Origin of the sequence: Niallia tiangongensis (genome assembly GCF_044704065.1) — a bacterium.
In the GTDB taxonomy this organism is placed as follows: Bacteria; Bacillota; Bacilli; order Bacillales; family Cytobacillaceae; genus Niallia; species Niallia tiangongensis.
Map to the genome: position 1 here is coordinate 3,320,375 of NZ_CP162613.1, position 18,913 is coordinate 3,339,287.

At 33.7% G+C, this 18,913-nt stretch carries 23 protein-coding genes; 5 read left to right on the top strand and 18 right to left on the bottom strand.

The window, feature by feature from the left end; genetic code table 11:
- Positions 1-21: 21 nt before the first annotated feature.
- Genes yhbY through AB3U99_RS16045 form a run of 4 tightly spaced genes read right to left on the bottom strand, consistent with a single transcriptional unit; the run spans position 22 to position 2,789 of the window.
- Positions 22-315 carry a ribosome assembly RNA-binding protein YhbY gene (gene yhbY, locus AB3U99_RS16030; protein WP_400242560.1) on the bottom strand — a complete coding sequence of 98 codons (294 nt, stop codon included), beginning with the start codon at positions 313-315 and terminating at the stop codon, positions 22-24.
- On the bottom strand, positions 309-1,148 hold the full coding sequence (gene aroE, locus AB3U99_RS16035) for a shikimate dehydrogenase (RefSeq protein ID WP_400242561.1): 840 nt from the start codon (positions 1,146-1,148) through the stop codon (positions 309-311). The genes yhbY and aroE overlap by 7 nt, the downstream gene beginning before the upstream one ends.
- 18 nt (positions 1,149-1,166) lie before the next feature.
- Positions 1,167-2,270 (bottom strand): ribosome biogenesis GTPase YqeH, encoded by a 1,104-nt coding sequence (yqeH, locus tag AB3U99_RS16040; protein WP_400242562.1) that lies wholly within the window; start codon positions 2,268-2,270, stop codon positions 1,167-1,169.
- A 3-nt stretch (positions 2,271-2,273) separates the two neighbouring features.
- Positions 2,274-2,789, bottom strand: coding sequence for a YqeG family HAD IIIA-type phosphatase (locus tag AB3U99_RS16045; RefSeq protein ID WP_400242563.1), 516 nt, complete (start codon positions 2,787-2,789; stop codon positions 2,274-2,276).
- Between the two features lie 606 nt (positions 2,790-3,395).
- Between AB3U99_RS16045 and AB3U99_RS16050 the strand changes: the two genes are divergently transcribed.
- Positions 3,396-3,536, top strand: coding sequence for a sporulation histidine kinase inhibitor Sda (locus tag AB3U99_RS16050; protein WP_016202937.1), 141 nt, complete (start codon positions 3,396-3,398; stop codon positions 3,534-3,536).
- Positions 3,537-3,752: 216 nt separating this feature from the next.
- Here the strand turns inward: AB3U99_RS16050 and AB3U99_RS16055 are convergent, their stop codons facing one another.
- Positions 3,753-4,559, bottom strand: a complete 807-nt coding sequence (locus tag AB3U99_RS16055; RefSeq protein ID WP_400242564.1) for a phosphatidylserine decarboxylase — start codon at positions 4,557-4,559, stop codon at positions 3,753-3,755.
- 121 nt (positions 4,560-4,680) lie between these two features.
- Between AB3U99_RS16055 and pssA the strand changes: the two genes are divergently transcribed.
- Positions 4,681-5,220, top strand: a complete 540-nt coding sequence (pssA, locus tag AB3U99_RS16060) for a CDP-diacylglycerol--serine O-phosphatidyltransferase (protein ID WP_400242565.1) — start codon at positions 4,681-4,683, stop codon at positions 5,218-5,220.
- A 139-nt stretch (positions 5,221-5,359) separates the two neighbouring features.
- On the opposite strand, the gene AB3U99_RS16065 is transcribed toward pssA, so the two are convergent.
- From AB3U99_RS16065 to AB3U99_RS16080, 4 genes are all read right to left on the bottom strand, one after another.
- Positions 5,360-7,144, bottom strand: a complete 1,785-nt coding sequence (locus AB3U99_RS16065; protein ID WP_400242566.1) for a M3 family oligoendopeptidase — start codon at positions 7,142-7,144, stop codon at positions 5,360-5,362.
- A gap of 200 nt (positions 7,145-7,344) precedes the next feature.
- Positions 7,345-7,560: a sporulation protein YjcZ gene (locus AB3U99_RS16070; RefSeq protein ID WP_400242567.1), complete on the bottom strand. Its 216-nt coding sequence runs from the start codon at positions 7,558-7,560 to the stop codon at positions 7,345-7,347.
- Positions 7,561-7,686: 126 nt separating this feature from the next.
- Positions 7,687-8,451: an N-acetylmuramoyl-L-alanine amidase gene (locus tag AB3U99_RS16075; protein ID WP_400242568.1), complete on the bottom strand. Its 765-nt coding sequence runs from the start codon at positions 8,449-8,451 to the stop codon at positions 7,687-7,689.
- 157 nt (positions 8,452-8,608) lie between these two features.
- A complete protein-coding gene (locus AB3U99_RS16080; RefSeq protein WP_400242569.1) occupies positions 8,609-9,067 on the bottom strand; it encodes a hypothetical protein in 459 nt (152 codons plus the stop codon).
- Positions 9,068-9,366: 299 nt separating this feature from the next.
- On the opposite strand from AB3U99_RS16080, the gene AB3U99_RS16085 reads away from it, so the two are divergent.
- Positions 9,367-9,681, top strand: coding sequence for a hypothetical protein (locus AB3U99_RS16085; protein WP_400242570.1), 315 nt, complete (start codon positions 9,367-9,369; stop codon positions 9,679-9,681).
- Between the two features lie 158 nt (positions 9,682-9,839).
- On the opposite strand, the gene sigK is transcribed toward AB3U99_RS16085, so the two are convergent.
- On the bottom strand, positions 9,840-10,559 hold the full coding sequence (gene sigK / locus AB3U99_RS16090; protein WP_031538899.1) for an RNA polymerase sporulation sigma factor SigK: 720 nt from the start codon (positions 10,557-10,559) through the stop codon (positions 9,840-9,842).
- A gap of 307 nt (positions 10,560-10,866) precedes the next feature.
- Here sigK and AB3U99_RS16095 point away from each other — a divergent pair, with 307 nt between their 5' ends.
- The gene (locus AB3U99_RS16095; protein WP_400242571.1) at positions 10,867-12,804 is read left to right on the top strand and encodes a fructose-1,6-bisphosphatase; all 1,938 of its coding nucleotides are present in this window, start codon (positions 10,867-10,869) and stop codon (positions 12,802-12,804) included.
- A gap of 199 nt (positions 12,805-13,003) precedes the next feature.
- On the opposite strand, the gene AB3U99_RS16100 is transcribed toward AB3U99_RS16095, so the two are convergent.
- From AB3U99_RS16100 to AB3U99_RS16130, 7 genes are all read right to left on the bottom strand, one after another.
- Complete coding sequence (locus tag AB3U99_RS16100) at positions 13,004-13,144, bottom strand: YrzI family small protein (protein ID WP_400242572.1); 141 nt, start codon at positions 13,142-13,144, stop codon at positions 13,004-13,006.
- 23 nt (positions 13,145-13,167) lie between these two features.
- Positions 13,168-13,320 (bottom strand): YrzI family small protein, encoded by a 153-nt coding sequence (locus tag AB3U99_RS16105; protein ID WP_081836692.1) that lies wholly within the window; start codon positions 13,318-13,320, stop codon positions 13,168-13,170.
- A 26-nt stretch (positions 13,321-13,346) separates the two neighbouring features.
- Complete coding sequence (locus tag AB3U99_RS16110) at positions 13,347-13,496, bottom strand: YrzI family small protein (RefSeq protein ID WP_400242573.1); 150 nt, start codon at positions 13,494-13,496, stop codon at positions 13,347-13,349.
- Positions 13,497-14,234: 738 nt separating this feature from the next.
- Positions 14,235-15,368 (bottom strand): bifunctional cystathionine gamma-lyase/homocysteine desulfhydrase, encoded by a 1,134-nt coding sequence (locus AB3U99_RS16115; protein ID WP_400242574.1) that lies wholly within the window; start codon positions 15,366-15,368, stop codon positions 14,235-14,237.
- Positions 15,369-16,292 (bottom strand): cysteine synthase A, encoded by a 924-nt coding sequence (gene cysK, locus AB3U99_RS16120; RefSeq protein ID WP_400242575.1) that lies wholly within the window; start codon positions 16,290-16,292, stop codon positions 15,369-15,371.
- A 144-nt stretch (positions 16,293-16,436) separates the two neighbouring features.
- Positions 16,437-17,129, bottom strand: a complete 693-nt coding sequence (mtnN, locus tag AB3U99_RS16125) for a 5'-methylthioadenosine/S-adenosylhomocysteine nucleosidase (RefSeq protein ID WP_400242576.1) — start codon at positions 17,127-17,129, stop codon at positions 16,437-16,439.
- Position 17,130: 1 nt separating this feature from the next.
- Entirely contained in the window at positions 17,131-17,781 is a 651-nt protein-coding gene (locus AB3U99_RS16130; RefSeq protein WP_400242577.1) for a class I SAM-dependent DNA methyltransferase, read from the bottom strand.
- A 230-nt stretch (positions 17,782-18,011) separates the two neighbouring features.
- On the opposite strand from AB3U99_RS16130, the gene AB3U99_RS16135 reads away from it, so the two are divergent.
- The gene (locus tag AB3U99_RS16135; RefSeq protein ID WP_400242578.1) at positions 18,012-18,224 is read left to right on the top strand and encodes a YrzA family protein; all 213 of its coding nucleotides are present in this window, start codon (positions 18,012-18,014) and stop codon (positions 18,222-18,224) included.
- A gap of 44 nt (positions 18,225-18,268) precedes the next feature.
- On the opposite strand, the gene AB3U99_RS16140 is transcribed toward AB3U99_RS16135, so the two are convergent.
- A complete protein-coding gene (locus tag AB3U99_RS16140) occupies positions 18,269-18,907 on the bottom strand; it encodes a YrrS family protein (protein ID WP_400242579.1) in 639 nt (212 codons plus the stop codon).
- Between the last annotated feature and the right edge of the window lie 6 nt (positions 18,908-18,913).

Below are 18,913 nucleotides of genomic sequence, written 5' to 3' on the forward strand. Positions count from 1 at the left end.
AATATCGCCTCTTCTACCGAATTAAGATGGTAAATTAATCGTTTTATTTTCTTTAGACTCTTTATATAAAACGATTGTATTTCCAATAATTTGAACTAGCTCACTTTTGGTTCCATTCACTAATTCACTTGCAACGCTCTCTTTATCTTCATCGCAATTTTGTAAAATACTTATTTTCAATAATTCTCTTACTTCTATTGCTTCACTTATTTGCTTAATCATATTGTCATTTACGCCACCTTTACCTACTTGGAAAATAGGACTTAAATGGTGTGCTTTTGCTCTTAAAAATCTTTTTTGCTTACCTCTTAACATGATAATCCTCCTAATTGTGTTAAAACATTTTGTCTCATTCTAGCTGTATTTGGAAATATCCCTTGCCATTTCTCAAAAGCTAAGGCTCCTTGATATACAAACATATCAATCCCATTTTGAGTTATTGCGCCTTTGCCTTTGGCATCCTTTAATATTTTTGTTTCCAATGGATTATAAATTATATCACTTACAAACGCGCCCTCCATCACATTGCTCATTTGAATAGGAGAAGCATCTATTTTTGGTGACATTCCGATAGAAGTTGTTTGTATAATAAGGCCATATTCTCCAAGCTTTTTTTCCGCTTGCGCAGCTTCCATTATATTCGTTTTTACTGGATAAGGACATGCCTCTTTCAAAACTTCTGCCTTTGAAATGGTGCGATTACAAATATCGATTTGTTCTACTCCATAATGAGCGAGCGTAAAATAAATGCCCCTTGCAGCTCCACCACTTCCAATAATTAAGGTTCTTCTCTGTTTTACATCAGGAAGTTGTTTTAAAAGACCTTTTAGATACCCTTCTCCATCTGTATTATACCCAATCCATCTACCATTTTCACAAACAACAGTATTAACAGCACCAATAGCTTTACTCAACGGATCCAGTTCATCCAAAAAGGGAATAATAGCTTGTTTATGTGGTACGGTAACATTAAAGCCTGCAATGTTCATGTCTCTTAATTCACTTAAGCCACTTTGCAGGAAATCTTTTTTTATATGTATCTTTTTCATCTCAGCATCTAATCCGTAGAACTGAAAAAGATCATTGTGCATAATAGGTGACATGGAATGTTGGATTGGATCGCCAATTACTGCATAATTCTTCCTCATACCGCTCTCCCTTTTCCCTTATATCAGTGATTTACGAAGCATGGCATGAACACCTTTTGGAACATAAACAGATACTTGAATATTGGGTTCATTAACCGTGATCCAGCCTAATCCCGAAAAGACAATGTCAGTCTTCGGCTCTTTTATTGAGAAATCGTGTCTTACTAACTCTGGAAATTCATCCATCTGTTCTCTATTCGGAGGAGTTAATAACTCACCAGCATGCTTTTTATATAATTCATCTGCATTCTCCAATTTTGTTCGATGAATCATTATCTCGTTAGAAAAATAACACACAAAGCTACTACGATCCCCTTTAACAAAATCAAATCTAGCTAGTCCACCGAAGTAAAGTGTTTGTTTGTCATTTAATTGAAAAATTCTCGCTTTGATTTCCTTCTTTGGAGTAATAACTTTTAAATCCTTTTTATCAACAAAATGGGCCATCTGATGATGATTAATGATTCCCGGAGTATCCACTAAAAATTTCCCATCTGATAAAGGAATCTCAATGATATCTAGTGTCGTACCTGGAAAATGGGAAGTAGTGATTACATTTTCTTCTCCTGAAACCTCTTTAAGAATTCGATTAATAAATGTTGATTTCCCTACGTTTGTACAGCCAACAACATAAACATTTTTTCCATTACGATGATAATCAATTGCTTCTAAGACTTCCTTTACATTCTTCCCTCTTTCAGCACTAACAAGATACACATCTTCAGGTCTTAAGCCTAAATCTTTCGCTTCTTTTTTCATCCAATTAATGACTTTTTGCTGTTTCACTGATTTAGGTAGAAGATCGACTTTATTTCCAATTAATAAAACCTTATTTTTCCCGGTAAAACGATGTAGACCAGGTAGCCAGCTTCCATTAAAATCAAATATATCTACTAATTTAACAATCAGGCTATCGCTTTTGCCAATCTCGTTTAATATCTTTAAAAAGTCATCATCTGTTAAAGAAACATCCTGTACTTCATTATAATGTTTTAAACGGAAACATCTTTGACAAATTACCTCTTCTTTCTCCAGTGAAGAAGAAGGGGCATATCCTAATTCCTTTTTATTTTCCGTTTGAATGGCAACTCCACAGCCAATACAATGTATTCTTTCTGTCACTTATTAATCCTCCCAAGTCAATTTTCCGTTTCTACGAAACCAATTTAAAATTCTTCTTTCAATTTTCCGATTGATTCTTGTCATAAAACCATCTGTTTGTGCAACAGGAACTACTAAAATAGTATGAAACCCACTTCTATTTCCACCAAGAACATCTGTTAATAATTGGTCTCCGATTACTACTGTCTCTTCTTTTTTTACATTCATTTGTATAACTGCCTTTTTAAATGCTCGACCAAGTGGTTTGCGCGCGGCAAAAATAAAAGGAATATGCAATGGATCTGAAAATGACTTAACTCTCGTCTCCTTATTATTGGAAACAATAGTTACTTTAATGTCATTTCTCTTCATTTCAGCAAACCATTCAATAATTTGCGGCGTCGCTAGTGGGCGATCCCATTCTACTAACGTATTATCTAAATCAGTGATAATCCCTTTAATTCCTTTTTCTTTTAAGTTTTCTGGTGAAACCTCAAATATATTTTTAACAAACTGATTAGGTAAAAATTGATTAAACACTAAAAATACACCTCTTAACTCTCTCATATCTATGTTTTTACCAATATATATCTTGCTCTTTTTATGGTAACCATTTTTTACGGTAGAAGAAAGTAATATTATACCGTTTTTCTTCTTAAAGAAGATACAATATCTATTCTTTTTTTGATAATAATAAAATAATTTTCGACAAAAAACGCATTTTTCAACATTTGTGGATAACATTATACACATAATACCCATTGATTTACGCGTCATCCACATACTTCTCAACAAAATAATCACAGGTTATCCACTTATGATTGTGGATAAACGAACAGTTGTTCTCTATGTTTATTTTTGTTAAAGTAGGGATACATAATATCCAGTAAACTTCCAATACTAACTTCTAGGAAAAGAATAATACAAAAAATGTATCTTACTAACTATTATGTTGGACAAGCAATTATTTCAAACAACAAAACTATGTCGAATTTGTTCGCACAGTATGTATGGTGCCCATTTTTCAAAGCACTATAAGCTTAACAGAAGAACAAAAGCTTTTTTCAACATTGAAGACAACTACATTTATATATTTATTTCTAGAAAGAAGTACGTACTATTTATTCGAATGGAGGTGTTTCTGGCATGCGAAAACTGTCAGATGAATTATTGATCGAGTCCTACCATAAAGCTAGGGAACTTAATTTAAGCCCTGAATTTATTCGTCTCATCGAAACTGAAATTCACCGACGTTCTTTAAGCAACAAGATAAAAGTTTCCTCTTGATAAAATAAAAGAATAACGATTAGACAATTTGAAAACAGCCTTTAAATAGGCTGTTTTTTTATAGTTTTTCTACTAATAATTTACCGTAACTATACATAATACAAAAAGGCAGCAGAAAACACCTTGCTTTGGTAAACGAAGAAAAGCAAAGTGATTCATACTTATCTATTAACGTTTTTTTATCTCGCCATTAAAGATTAGTCTATCCTTTAATTTTCATTGGGCCTTTGAAGTATCAACTTTTCTAATTTCGCCAATAACCTCTCCTATTTTAACCGGATATGGTATAGAAGGAAAGTCCTTCTGTATAAAAGTATTTTTTTCAAATAGTAGCACAACTGTAGAACCGAAGGAAAAATAGGCAATTTCCTCTCCTTGTACTAAACGCTCTTTATGATGACTTTGTATAATGGAGTTAATAAACATTGCTCCAACTTTTACTATGCAAATTCCATTTCCTTCCTCGGTCTCGATTTCAGTTATAGACCGATAATTCTTGGATAGTGTTGATTTCCCCCACTTTAAACCATATTTATTAACGGGATACGATTTATTTCCTAGGGTCCAACGGCCTGTTACTATACCTGTAGCCGGACAATGAATTCGATGGTAATGACTTGGACTTAAATAAAAAATAAGATAAGTTCCACCTACATATTTTTTAACTGTTTTTTCATCTCCAAGCATATCATAGATAGAATACTTTTTTCCTTTCACTAAAATGGATTGATCGTCTCTTACTTTTCCAATATCTTCTATAACTGCATCAACAGGGCTAATTATTTCTCCTGCAACTGCATTAATTTTTCGACAATTAGCTTTTAATTTCCTAATAAAGAATTCATGTAATGAACGGTATTCATTTAACTGTTTTTCCATTTCACCTAAATTTATTTGATAAACCTTTGCGAAGGAAGGAATAATATAACGGCTCCATCTAGAATATGCAAATTTCTTAATTAATTTGGAACTCCATCTTCCATTCGTTAGTTCGATACAATGGCGATATATTCTTTCTTTCAACGAAGCAATCCTCCAATAAATAAAATTTTTCTTTACGAATATTCATATACTACATTAAAATTATATATGATTATATAAAAAATAGTTGTATGAAATTTATTTCATACTGGGAGTGAATCTAATGTTTCTACATGAGGTTTTAGAACAAACGATTAAGAAAATTAAAACACAATTAGCTAATGTTTTAACTTTAACAAATATTTCTTTAGGTGCTTTTGCAATTATTTATAGTTTAAAGGGACATCTCCAACTAAGTCTATTATTAATTTTTATTGCAGCATTGGCAGATCGCCTAGATGGAATGACCGCTAGAAAATTTAATATTGAATCCGAACTTGGCAAACAGCTTGATTCCATGAGCGATATCATTTCATTTGGGGTAGCGCCAGCACTATTAGTATATCAAGGGGTTCTCTTTGAATTGGGGACACCAGGGTCATTTTTCACAGTGCTTTATATTGTGTGTGGAGCTTTTCGTTTAGCTCGCTTTAATATTACAGAAAGTCACGGCTTTTTTACAGGCTTACCGATAACAGCTGCTGGTTGTATCTTGACCTTTAGCTGTCTATGGCTCGCTTTTTTGCCACCACATGTTTATTTATTTCTTATGTTAATCCTTTCTGTATTAATGATTGGAAGTTTTAAATGGAGAAAAATTTAACTACCTCTAATAAAGCCCATTTTTCATCCGTTTAAAAAAGCAGGGACCTCGTAAAACAGCTGTAAACAGCTAGATTATGAGGTCTCTTTATTTATTGAAAGTGATTATATTTGTTCTGCTTTATTCTATAAATTGTATTTTATGAGTTTGTTAACTCCAAGAATTCTTCTACATCATTAATACATTGCTGAATAGCACTGTTCCAAAAATCCTCTCTTGTTAAATCAACTTGTAAGTGCTTATATGCCAATTCTTCCACTGTCATACTTGCAGTATCTCTTAATAACGCAATATATTTCTCCTCATATCCTTTTCCTTCCTCTAGTGCTTTTGCATAGATGCCAAGTGAAAATAGAAAACCAAATGTATAAGGAAAATTATAGAAAGGTACTCCTGTAATATAGAAATGTAATTTTGAAGCCCAGAAAGAAGGATGATATTCCGCTAGTGCATCTCCATATGCTTCTTTTTGTGCAGCCAGCATTAATGTATTTAGTTGCTCTTTGGGAACTAGCCCATTTCGTCTTTCTTCATAATATTTTGTTTCAAACAGAAAACGAGCATGAATATTCATTAATAATGCAATGGAACGCTGTATTTTATCTTCGAGTAAAACTAGCTTTTCTTCTTCCGTAGAAGCAGCTTTCACAGCTGCATCTGACACAATCATCTCTGCAAATGTAGATGCTGTTTCTGCAACATTCATTGCATAATTCCTATTTAGTGTATGCATATCCCTCATCGCATACGTATGAAAACCATGACCTAATTCATGAGCTAAGGTTGAGACATTTGATGGAGTACCGGAATATGTCATAAAAATCCGTGATTGTGCACTTTCTGGAAAATAAGTATGGAATCCACCAGGTCGCTTTCCTTTTCGATCTTCAGCTTCAATCCATCTATCTTCAAATGCCTTTTTTGCAAAAGCAGCCATCTCTATTCCGAATTGTTCAAAGTGCTTAATAATAAAATCAGCACCCTCTTGATACGACATTTTCGTTTCTACCTTTCCTAGTGGGGCATCTAGATCATACCAGCTCAATTTATCTAAGCCTAACAGTTTTGCTTTTCTATCTAAGAACTGCACAAACGGTTGTTTATTTTTAGAAATTGCATTCCACATTGCTTGCAATGTTTTTTCTTGCATGCGATTAATGTCTAACGGTTCCTTTAGAAAACTATTCCAGCCTCTCATTTCATAAACATTTAATCGAAATCCAGCTAAATGATTTAATGTTTTTGCGAGAACTTCTCCATTAGCATCCCAAGCCTTTTCCCATTCTGAAAACACGTTTTTACGAACCGAGCGATCAGGACTAGAAAATTTATTTGCCGCTTGTCCGACAGATAGCTTCTCCTCTTGAAAAGGAATCTGTATTTTCCCAACGATGGTATCATACATTTGGCCCCAGCCAAAGTATCCATCGACACTTAATTTATTTATAAGCGTTTCTTCTACTTCTGATAATTTCTCATTGGCAGCAGTTCTTCTTTCTGACAGGACAAAATAAAGTTGCTCTAATTCATTTCCTTTGAATAATGAATTCCATTCTATATCACTATATAAGGATAATTTCCCGTCAAGAATTGTTAATACATTTTGAAAGGCAGCACTTAATTCGGTTACTCTCCCTCTTAATGTGCTCGCCTCTTTATCCTCCATATTTTGTGCCTCTAAACAACTGACGAAGGCACCTGCCTGTCTTACTTTTTTCACAACAATTTCAAACTGTTCTACAATTTGTTGCAAAGCATCTTCATCCACCGCTTCTTTTAATGGCTCAAACTTATGTACATATGTTGATAATTTAGCTATTTCATCCATCGATATCGCTAAGTGCTCTCTAAACTTTGGAGAATTGCTTCCTCCAGGAAATAATCCTTCTAAATCCCATGAATCTTGATAGGCTATTATACTCATTGTTCTATTAGCTCCTTCCTTAGTTACTACTATGCCATTATAGTTTGATTATCGGAATATTTCCATTCTTTCTTAAGAATCGTAAATAAAGTAAAATTTCCATCAATGGGAATTTCTTTCTTCCCCATTGATGGTTAATACGATGACTGTTTACGAAGATTTTCGGGGCTCTTTCCATTATCTCTTATCCTTCATGCTACTTAACGAAAGTAGCCACCAAATACCCAAACACCCCAAAAAAGAATGATAACAATAAACAGAATAATTAAGAATGCATACCAGACACCACTGGAACCTCCATATACGCCTCCATATGCAGCATAAGGTGCTCCATATCCATATCCAACTGGAGTTGGTCCTACTCCTCCAAATGGAACAGCTGGTGGTATTTGATTCGGGTATCCATAACCAACCATTAATATTCCTCCTCTCTTCTATAAAATATTCTTTATTTGTAACCAATGTTTTAGGCAATTGTCCTATTTTCTAATGATTTTCCTCTATCACAAAAATTGCTTTATATATTCACTAATTCTCCTATACTAATTAGAAAGATAAGTAGAAAAACCTGCATCTTCTGCCTTTGCCGCCAATTGTTCGGCATTATTTCTACTACTAAAGGCTCCAATTTGTACAATATAGAGGTTATTTCGAAACAGAACGGCTGTGTCAAATCCTTTTCCGCTTGCCTGAGCTGCCAGATTAGCCGCATTTTCTTTTTTTGTAAAGGCTCCAATTTGCACGCGGTATATTGTTGAGTCATTTTGTTTTTTTGTTAAGGAAAATGCTTTTTCTAAACCATCGACATGGCCTCTAGCAATTTTTACAATAAAGGTGCTATCTTTTAAACGATTAGCATCTGACGTTGTATCGATAAAACCATTTTCTGTTAATAACGCAGGCATATGGGTTTCTCTTAACACATGGAAATTTGCACTTTTCATTCCTCTATCATTAAAGCCTGTCATAGTGACAACTTGTTCATGAATTGCTTTTTGATAAGTTGAGGTAGGTGCCCCAACCCCTGGATATATATAGCTTTCAAAACCTGTTCCACCACCAGCATTTATATGAATAGAAAGATAAAAATCAGCATTCCAGTTATTAGCCGCGTCTGTTCTTTCTGACAAGCTCACTGTAGCATCTCCCGTACGACTCATTCGAATAGCAATATCTTCATATTCGTTTTGGAGTATATTACTGATTTGTTGTGCAATCATTAATGTGATATTTTTTTCTAGTAATCCATTTCCTACTGCACCAGAATCAGAGCCACCATGACCTGGATCGATAAAAATTTTCACCATGTTTTCACCACCTTTCTAATAGTATAGAAAGGTGGTGAAAAATCGCTTGTTTGAAAGCCTAAGTGTAACGAAAAAAATAGATAGTTAGTAACATAATCATGGTAACTTCATTTAATGTATGTTTAAAAGGGCTAAAATTGCATTCATCCCTCTACTTTCAAGAAAAAATAATAGCTTCTCTTTCAGTATTCTCGATATATTTTACTTCACGGATATTTCCGTTGCTATCACAATAATAAATAGATTTACTGATAATATTCTCCTCTTCGCCAAAACTGAAAAAAATAATATATTTCACTGATCCTTCCTGTAAACCTTCTGAATCTATCTTGTCATATTCAGACATATATCGATAGTTTGAGACAGGATACATATCAAATCTCCACACAGTATTATTGTACATTTCTCCTCTAATTTCTTGATAGTTCGTACCTAGAATGGAGTTGATGTCTGCTTTGGTTTGAATATTTCTAACCATATCCTTTACCTCAGAAATAGTTGTATTAGTTTGATCTTGCTGATTACCACTTGCCATGAACTCATTTTCGCCATGAATCGGTCCAATAGTAAGGATGGATAGCAATAGTGTGATAAATAGCAGCTGTCTCATGAACACCGGTCTTCAACCCCTTCCGTTAACTCTAACCTTTGAGAATTAAATGTTTATATATTACATTTATATTACAATTATTATAAAATATTTACGCGATTTAAAATTTTTTTATATTCGTCTTTTTCTTAAGCTATACCCTTATCCTCCAGTCTTTGAATGATGGGTGCCTGTACTTTTTTAACGATATGATATTTAAAGGGTAAAAATGATTAAATTTTCCATTTTTATAAAACTCTATCCTTTTCTTATTCGCATACTTCCAAAGGACATGCATACAATGAAAAGGAAGGAGGAGATTAATTGTGAAAAAAATCTCTTTTATATTGGTTATTGTACTTCTAGCTCTTATTGCATACATAGAAACCCCAACAGCCGGCATCAATAAAAATCAGGTTCTCTTTTATAGTTCAACAAATGAAGATCAAGAGGTTTCAAGTAATACAGATGAAATATTCGGTGCACCCGAACTGGAATACAAATTAGAAGAGACGAAAGAAGAGGATGGCTTTATTGTAGAGGTTTATCGTGAATATGAGATTTATAAAAATCGGCAGGGTGATATAGTAAAAACCGTAGCTACAGATAATACAGAGTTTATCCACTATGTGAAATATTAAGGATTAGAAAAAGCACCTAGTCATAGATTTATCCCATGACTATGATGCTTCTTCTAGCCTTCTATTTTCCTATTACTTTCTTTTTACAATTTCAAGCTAATGAAAAAATTTTATCCTCATAAGAATGCACCTTTTTATAACATCCTTATGTATAAATGCTAATCATTTTTGCGTTTTTTTTCCTTTTCTGCTCGATAAAATTCATGAAACATTTTCATCAAAGCTCTTTTTTCAATCCGAGAAACATAGCTTCTTGAAATTCCTAGTTCTTTCGCAATTTCTCGTTGTGTTTTTTCCTTTTTTAAATCAAGACCAAATCTTCCAATGATAACTTCTTTTTCTCTTTCATCTAATACATCAATATATTCTTTAACTTTTTCAAGCTCCATATTCAACTGAATGGTATTTACAACATCTTCCGATTCTGATTTCAATACATCAATTAGGCTAATTTCATTTCCTTCTTTATCCTGACCAATGGGGTCATGAAGGGATACATCCTTTTTCGTTTTTTTTAGCGCTCTTAAATGCATTAGGATTTCATTTTCTATACATCGAGCCGCATAGGTAGCCAATTTCGTCCCTTTTCCCTCTGAAAAGCTTTCTATCCCTTTTATAAGACCGATGGTTCCAATCGAAATTAGATCCTCTGAATCTTCACCTGTATTTTCAAATTTTTTCACAATATGGGCAACTAAGCGCAAGTTATGCTCTATTAACATATTTCTTGCATGGGAATCTCCTTCAGCCATCAACCTTAAATATTTTTTTTCATCACTCGCTGATAATGGTTGGGGAAATGCGTTATTTTTTACATAGGAAACAAGAAATACTAATTCTTTTAATAAAGCTCCAAGCGACAATAAGATTCCGGACATCTTTCCACCTCCACATTCAAGGACATTTGCCTATACTTCATTACTATGTAAATAGGGAGTAGGTCTTGCATGTCCAAGTGACAATAAACTTAGGAAAATCTATTTTATTTTAGTTTATTTCTAAGCAATTATGGGTATTATCTGGAGCATCTCATCAAAGAAGGCAAATACCTAAATCTTTATTTCCAAAACAAAAGGGACAATAGAATTATTTTCCATATATTTAAAATTAATTACTAAATTCTCACTTATTCCTTGTATAATACATATATTGATAGCTTTTTCTATTACATAGGGGTGAGCGAAGATGGATACTAAATATTTAGATTTACTTACAGAAAAGTATGATTCAGAAGAGAAAGTGGTAACTGAAATAATAAACCTTGACGCCATACTAAACCTTCCGAAAGGGACCGAGCATTTTGTCAGTGACCTACATGGTGAGTTTCATGCTTTTCAACATGTTTTAAGAAATGGTTCAGGGAATGTGAAAGAAAAAATTCGTGATTTATTTAAAGAAGAGCTTTCCAAAATGGAAATCGATGAATTTGCCACATTGGTTTATTATCCAGAAGATAAACTAAAAAGAGTAGTTAATTCGTTTATACATACATATGATCTGAATGCCTGGTACGCAGATACAATCGAAAGAATGATTCGATTAGTATCATATGCATCTTCCAAATATACAAATTCAAAAGTTCGAAAAGCATTACCACAACAATTTGTTTATATTATTGAAGAATTATTGTATGAAAAAAATGAATTAAATAATAAAACGGATTATTATTCAAGCATCATTAACAGAATCATTTCATTAGGGCAAGCAAATAAACTAATTATTGGACTAGCTTATACCATACAAAGTCTCGTTGTCGATCATTTGCATGTAGTTGGCGATATATATGATCGGGGTCCCTATCCTGACAAAATAATGGATACATTAATGGACTACCACTCAGTAGATATACAATGGGGAAATCATGATGTTTTATGGATTGGTGCATATGCTGGATCAAAAGTCTGTCTTGCTAATATTATTCGAATTTGTGCTAGATATGATAATTTAGATATTATCGAAGATGCATACGGAATCAATTTGCGCCCTCTCTTAAATTTAGCAAATAAATATTATAAAGATAATAAAGCTTTCCGTCCAAAGATGAATGCAAAAAAAGAAGAGAATACAGAAGAAAATATATTACAAATCACAAAAATTCATCAAGCTATTTCTATCATTCAATTTAAACTGGAAATGCCCATTATTAAAAGACGCCCTGATTTCCAAATGCACCATCGCCTTCTACTAGAAAAAATTGATTATGACACGAACACGATTAAATTAAACGGCAAAATTTTTCCATTAGAAAATACTTGTTTTAATACAATCAATCCAGAAGACCCTTCTATCCTTTTAAAAGAAGAAGAACAAGTCATGAATAAACTGCTTTTTTCAATTCAGCATTCAGAAAAGCTCGCCAGACATATACACTTTTTAATGAATAAAGGATGTCTTTATTTAAAGTACAATAGTAATTTATTAATCCATGGCTGTATTCCTTTAAATGAGGATGGATCAATGAAAACAATGCGTATAGATGGGAAAGATTATAGAGGAAAGGGATTGTTTGATTTATTTGAATCCTATTTACGCTATAGCTTTAATCATCCGGAAATAACCGATGACTTTGCTACAGATTTAGTTTGGTATTTATGGACTGGAGAAAATTCCTCTTTATTTGGCAAAAAAGATATGACTACATTTGAGCGATACTTTATAAATGAGAAAGAAACCCATAAAGAAAAAAAGAATGCCTATTATTTTTTGCGAGAACAAGAAGAGATATGCCGCAATATATTACAGGAGTTCGGATTAAATCCTGACCAGGGACATATCATTAACGGACATACTCCTGTTGCTGAAATAAATGGAGAAAATCCAATTAAGGCAAATGGGAAAATGATTGTTATTGATGGTGGGTTCTCCAAAGCATATCAATCAAAAACAGGAATTGCAGGGTATACCTTATTATACAATTCTTACGGAATGCAATTAGTTGCACATAAACGGTTTACTTCCAAAGAGGATGTACTAGAAAATGGTACAGATGTATTATCTGTAAAAAGAGTTGTTGATAGGGAGCTTCAACGGAAAAAGGTATTAGAAACCAATGTTGGAGTAAAGTTACTAGAGCAAATGAACGATTTAAATCAGTTATTGGAATATCGCTATATAAAAAAATAAGAATATACAAACAATCAGTGGATTTCCTTATTCACTGATTGTTTGTTGTTTTAACAGAAATTGTTGCAAGTTTGCCTACTCAGTTTTTCTAAAAGTTCCCCTCGTTAGTCAGTATCTTTATCTGCCCATAAGATTGATTGTCGACACTGCAGAATAATTAAAAACATTTTTCTTCCACCTCTCGTTCTTATCTTAATTTTTATAAAAAGCGTACTGCTGACAATTGCTTTCTTCTATTATCTTCCATTATTTCCTCAATAATTTGTTGATGTCGTATTTCTTCTTCTGTCATCTGTTTTTGATGAACAGTAATTGTAAAAAATAGCATATTTAACGTCATATCATTTTACTCCTTATACATTTTTAGTAATTGTTATGGGAAAAGTACCCAGAACGAATCTGTTTTGTTTTTGTTTCTTCATACATTTGCTCAATTTCCTGTAAATGAGCATGTTCTTCGTTTGTCATCTTTTTAAAGTGAATCGTTATTGTTATAAAGAATATATTTAAGGTCATTTCTTCACCTCCTAAGAGAGCACTTTTTATAACCCATTTCTTAAATAGCCTACCTCGTCGAGTTTTCTACGATTTTCCTCGATTCTCTTTTTCATTTCCATTTCTTGCATCCAATCAGCATCTGTATACTGCTTTTTCTTAATCGTAACCATTAGAAGGATTAGATTTAATGTCATTTCCTTTACACCTCTCTTTAATCAATCATTACCATAAATGGCATTTTTTTCTCGTGAGCACACAAAAAAACCGCAAATAGACCTATCTGCGGTTTAAAAATAGACATAATAAAACCGCAGGACACGACTACCCTGCGGTTGGATATTTTTCTAGTTAGAATAAACTAAGATAACATTTCCCATTCCGAAGTGGTTGAATTCGTGTATATTGCATATTCAATTACTAGTACACTGTTTAATTCTAGTAAAAATCTTCCCATTTTATTCAACCTCCTTAGAATGTTTTATCTCACATTGGTAATTATATCCTCCAATGCCAGCTTTGTAAACCTTTTTTTAAAATTTAGACGTCTACCCACAGTTATTTAGTGATTTCTCCTATTCTGTTTAATCTTTTCAAACAGGCAAGTAGTCAAAATAAAAAGGAGGCTGGGACAAAACTAAATAACTAATCTTTAAAGACGAACAATCTCTAATTAAGCTATTAAATAAAGCTACTTTCTCATAATGGTAACTATGTTTTTAAATATTAGTCAAGTGTAAAAACTAAGTCGTTCCATTGCGCTACAGACGCACGATACGCCGGAGAGGAAGCTGAGCGTCCTCCGCTCCATTTCACTTCGTTTTTAAACCTTTTTCTAAAAAAACAAACACGAACTATAATATAATCTAACTACATTATAGTTCGTGTTTGTTGTTAGTTGAAATACTTATGTCCCAGCCTCTTTCTATTTTAAATTATTGTAGTGCTTGCTTTAAATCCTCGATTAAATCTTCTACATCCTCTAGTCCAACAGAAATTCTTACAAGACCATCTGTTATCCCAAGCTCTGCTCTTCTTTCTGCTGGGATTGAAGCATGCGTCATTCTCGCCGGAACAGAAATTAAACTTTCTACAGCCCCTAAGCTTTCTGCAAGGGTGAAAAACTTAACTTTCTCTAAAAGCTTATCAGCGTTTTCCGCGCTGCCAACATCAAAGCTTACCATGCCTCCAAAACCAAGTGCTTGCTTCTTGCTTATTTCATGATTTGGATGTGTGCTTAATCCTGGATAATATACTTTTGAAATGGCAGGATGTTCTTCTAGAAAAGAAACAATTTGTTTTGTATTGCTTTCATGCTCCTCCATACGTATTCCTAGTGTTTTCATCCCTCTGATTAGTAACCAAGAATCATTTGGCCCTAATACTCCGCCTGTTGAATTTTGAACAAAATGAAGATCTTCTCCCAATTTTTCATCTTTAACAACTACCAATCCAGATACCACATCACTATGTCCACCTAGATACTTCGTTGCGCTATGAAGCACAATATCCGCCCCTAGTGTTAATGGTGTTTGCCAATATGGCGTAGAGAATGTATTATCTACAATCGTTAATAAGCCATTTTCTTTCGCAACATGCGAAGCTGCCTCAATGTCTGTTATTTTTAATAACGGATTCGTTGGGGTTTCGATATATAAAGCTACTGTATTTTCTTTTATTGCCTCTTTTATATTACTAATATCACTGGTATCGACAAAGGTTGACTCGATTCCAAACTTATTTAGCACCTTTGTCATTACTCGGAAAGTTCCACCATAAACATCATCTGTTAATAATATGTGGTCTCCCTTTTTAAATAGCATCATGACCGCTGTAATAGCTGCCATACCGGAACTAAAAGCAAAACCTCTGTTTCCTTCTTCTAAATCCTTAATGAGTTCTTCTAATGCATGACGAGTAGGATTACCCGTTCTGGAATATTCAAAGCCTTTATGATTTCCAATTCCGTCCTGTTTATAAGTACTCACTTGATAGATAGGAACATTCACTGCTCCAGTATGCGGATCACTTGGAACTCCACCATGTATTAATTTTGTTTTTCTTTTCATTTAAATTCCTCCCTCAAATATTTTTTTGCTTATATAGCGATCACTAGAATCTGGAAAAATCACAACTATGTTTGTACCGCTTTTTGCTTTCTTTGCTTCTTGAACAGCTGCATAGAGAGCTGCACCTGAAGAACTACCGACAAGCAAACCTTCCTTTTTGGCAGCAAGCTTTACATAATCAAAGGCATCTGAATCAGAAACTGTATAAATTTGGTCGAAAAATTCTGTATCCATAAAAGCTGGTAAGAACTCCAGTCCAATTCCTTCTGTTTTATGCGGTCCACTTTCTCCACCATTTAAAATAGAGCCTTCTGGTTCTACTATTACTGATTTAACTGCTGAATTTTGGTTTTTTAAATATCGAGCAGTTCCCATAAAGGTACCACCCGTTCCGGCACCGGCGACAAATATATCGACTTGATGATTTAATTGCTCCCAAATTTCTGGTCCAAGCGTTTTATAATACGTATTTGGATTTGCATCATTTTCGAATTGTCCAGGAATATAAGAATTAGGAATTTCTTGATGAAGTTCCTTCGCTTTCTCTATTGCACCTTTCATTCCTAATGATGTTGGTGTATGAATAATTTCTGCTCCCAATGCCTTCATAATTGCTTGTTTTTCCATACTGAATTTTTCTGGTACACAAACCATTACATTTATATCTGTATTTAAGGCTGCTAGCGCCAGTCCAATGCCTGTATTCCCGGCAGTAGGTTCAATAATCGTTCCACCTTTAGTAAGCTTTCCACTCTGTAATGCTTCTTGAATTAATTCATAGCCTAATCGATCTTTAATACTTCCACCAGGATTATAATATTCTAACTTTGCAAATAACCGAACACTTTTAGGTAATGGAAAATTTGTCAGTTCCACAATAGGTGTATGGCCAATTAATTGATGTACATTTTGATAAACATTCAAACTCTACACCCCCTATTTTATTCTTACCCTTTTTGTTGAAAATTTCGTGGTATCCATAAATTATTTACCTCTTATTATTCTTATTGGATTACTCGTCTTTATAGAAAAAGAAAGGTGAAGGGTTTTTGACCCTCCTCCATTTTTTTAGATTCTGTTAACGATTCCCATAACTAGATTTGCTGAATGTACAGCTGCTTTTTCCAAATACTGGTCAAAGGATAAATGGGATTCCTTCCCAGCAATATCAGATAAGGAACGAATAATAACAAATGGAATGTTATATTGATATGCTACTTGGGCAATAGCCGCTGCTTCCATTTCAACTGCTTGTAGTTGATCAAATTTTGATTTAATAAATGCTGCTTTTTCAGGTTGATTAATAAACGAATCACCTGTTGTAATCAACCCTGTTACTACAGCATGATTTCCAATTTCCTTGGCACTCTGTTCAGCTATATCAATTAACCTTTCATTTGCCTTAAAACTTGCAGGCATTTGTGGAACTTGCCCATATTCATAACCAAAAATTGTGGCATCAACATCATGATGGCGCACGTCGTTAGAAATAACAACATCTCCTACTTCTAATTCAGGATTTAGTCCCCCTGCTGATCCAGTATTAATAAGATAATCTGGTTTAAATGTCTGAAGGAGGATTGTTGTGCTCATTGCTGCATTTACTTTTCCTATACCCGAGCGAAGTAGAATAACTTCTTTGCCGTATAATTGCCCTTCAATAAATTGAAATCCAACGATTGTGTGTTCTTTCTTGTTTGTTATTCTTTCACGTAATAAGGTTACTTCTTCTTCCATTGCACCGATAATTGCGATTTTCAATTCATTTACCTCTTTCGTCTATTTTTTCCCCTTCCATAATCCAAACAAAATCATTCATCTTCTCGAAACGAGCAGAAAAGCCATTTTTCTCTAAGATTTCCGTTAGAATGGGGATTGTTGTATAGTATTCTCTTTGTAAGTCTTCTGCTAAATGATGCTGCCCCTTTTCGGTCGCGACCTTAATTGCTTCGTAGTATGCTTCCTTTGTGACATACATTGTATCAGCAAACACTATTTTACCACCTATAGGCAAGAAATTACTATACTGTTTAATCGCTTCCTCTTTTTCTTGATCGGTTAAATGATGAAATGCATAGGTACTTACAAATGTATTTGGTATAAAATCTAGCTTAAATTCGAGAAAATCACCTTCTATTAACTGTGCTTTTGCACCAATTTTATCCTTTGCTATTTTTCTCATAGCAGGTGATGGTTCAATCGCCGTAACCTTTAATCCTTTTTCAATCAATTGAAGTGTTAGATTCCCAGTTCCAGGTCCAAATTCAACAACATGGCCAGTGGAACGCTTGGCAACATTACTTAATATATTGTCATAATGACGAAAAACTTCTTCATATTCTTTATCATTAGTGAGGCTATCATCATAAGATTCAGCCCATTGTTCAAAGATTTCTAGGAACTCTTTTCCCATAGCTTCACACCCCTGTTGTTATAATGCATAATTCCTATAAGTATACTATGGTTTTAAATATTACTTGTTCTTAATTTATCATATCTTTCTTCCTGTTATCAAGAATCTTAAAATAGTAAGTTTATTCCCTCTTTTTCAATAATTGACTCTGCGTTTTAATTATTTTATTATTCTTCCATCGTTTGCTTATGTTATGATATTTTTACTGGTATTAGGAAAGGAAGTTATACATGAATATTCAATTAGAAATGCTCGAAGATAAAGTGGAATTTTTTGAAGGAGAGAGCTTGAAAACAATTGAGAAAAAAATAAATGAACAAATTGAAGTAAATAAATCCATTCTACTCGCTGTCCACTCTGTTTCTCATCAAGTTACTTTACTGGATAATGGTCGACCATATTATACAGCGGTTGTTCACTTTAAAATGAAAAAGAATTTTTAAGACAAATGAAAAAGAACTGGAGAGTCTTTCCTCCAGTTCAAGCCTTAGCGAATATTTAAATCTTTTATTTCTTCTACCTTAGTCGGTTTCCAACCGCTTCCATCAACCCATTCAATATACACTCTATATTTTTCAGATTGGTCTTTCGAAGAAACGGTTCCTATTGATTTATGTGGATCTTTGTTGTTATTACCGAGGAACCACACCGTCATATTACTACTATCTAATCCAGTCCCATAGGATAGGGCTTTTACTTGCTCATTCCAATCCACACCTTCTGAATAAGATGCAACATGCTCACCAGTTTGTGTTGTTCCTACTGGCTGCCAGGAAGAATTCTCAATGGTCTTCACTACATTGGAATCACTTCCGCCTTCTGTTACAATTTCTCCATTTTCTGATTCCTCTCCATCTGCTGGAGAATCTTCCTCATCCGTTAATTCGTCAGATTCAGTTGTTGGACTAGCTGTTTCGTCATTTGTTGCTTCTTGACCTGCTTTCGTACCGCTAGCTGATTTTTTATCTACATTTTTTTCATCGTTCGTATGAAAAATAGAATAAGATACGAATCCGATTAATAAAATCACGACAATAATTAACCCATTTAATATAAGATTCGTTTTCTTTCTCTTGGATCTCTGTTGATATCTTGTACTATTTTCATTATTTATTTCTTTGCTCAAGGTGTT

Bases quoted from the DNA above. Each gene is read 5' to 3' on its own strand.
- yhbY (WP_400242560.1), bottom strand. From the start codon at position 315: ATGTTAAGAGGTAAGCAAAAAAGATTTTTAAGAGCAAAAGCACACCAT.
- aroE (WP_400242561.1), bottom strand. From the start codon at position 1,148: ATGAGGAAGAATTATGCAGTAATTGGCGATCCAATCCAACATTCCATG.
- AB3U99_RS16050 (WP_016202937.1), top strand. From the start codon at position 3,396: ATGCGAAAACTGTCAGATGAATTATTGATCGAGTCCTACCATAAAGCT.
- pssA (WP_400242565.1), top strand. From the start codon at position 4,681: ATGTTTCTACATGAGGTTTTAGAACAAACGATTAAGAAAATTAAAACA.
- AB3U99_RS16065 (WP_400242566.1), bottom strand. From the start codon at position 7,144: ATGAGTATAATAGCCTATCAAGATTCATGGGATTTAGAAGGATTATTT.
- AB3U99_RS16070 (WP_400242567.1), bottom strand. From the start codon at position 7,560: ATGGTTGGTTATGGATACCCGAATCAAATACCACCAGCTGTTCCATTT.
- AB3U99_RS16075 (WP_400242568.1), bottom strand. From the start codon at position 8,451: ATGGTGAAAATTTTTATCGATCCAGGTCATGGTGGCTCTGATTCTGGT.
- sigK (WP_031538899.1), bottom strand. From the start codon at position 10,559: ATGTCCGGAATCTTATTGTCGCTTGGAGCTTTATTAAAAGAATTAGTA.
- AB3U99_RS16095 (WP_400242571.1), top strand. From the start codon at position 10,867: ATGGATACTAAATATTTAGATTTACTTACAGAAAAGTATGATTCAGAA.
- AB3U99_RS16100 (WP_400242572.1), bottom strand. From the start codon at position 13,144: ATGACGTTAAATATGCTATTTTTTACAATTACTGTTCATCAAAAACAG.
- AB3U99_RS16105 (WP_081836692.1), bottom strand. From the start codon at position 13,320: ATGACCTTAAATATATTCTTTATAACAATAACGATTCACTTTAAAAAG.
- AB3U99_RS16110 (WP_400242573.1), bottom strand. From the start codon at position 13,496: ATGACATTAAATCTAATCCTTCTAATGGTTACGATTAAGAAAAAGCAG.
- AB3U99_RS16115 (WP_400242574.1), bottom strand. From the start codon at position 15,368: ATGAAAAGAAAAACAAAATTAATACATGGTGGAGTTCCAAGTGATCCG.
- AB3U99_RS16130 (WP_400242577.1), bottom strand. From the start codon at position 17,781: ATGGGAAAAGAGTTCCTAGAAATCTTTGAACAATGGGCTGAATCTTAT.
- AB3U99_RS16135 (WP_400242578.1), top strand. From the start codon at position 18,012: ATGAATATTCAATTAGAAATGCTCGAAGATAAAGTGGAATTTTTTGAA.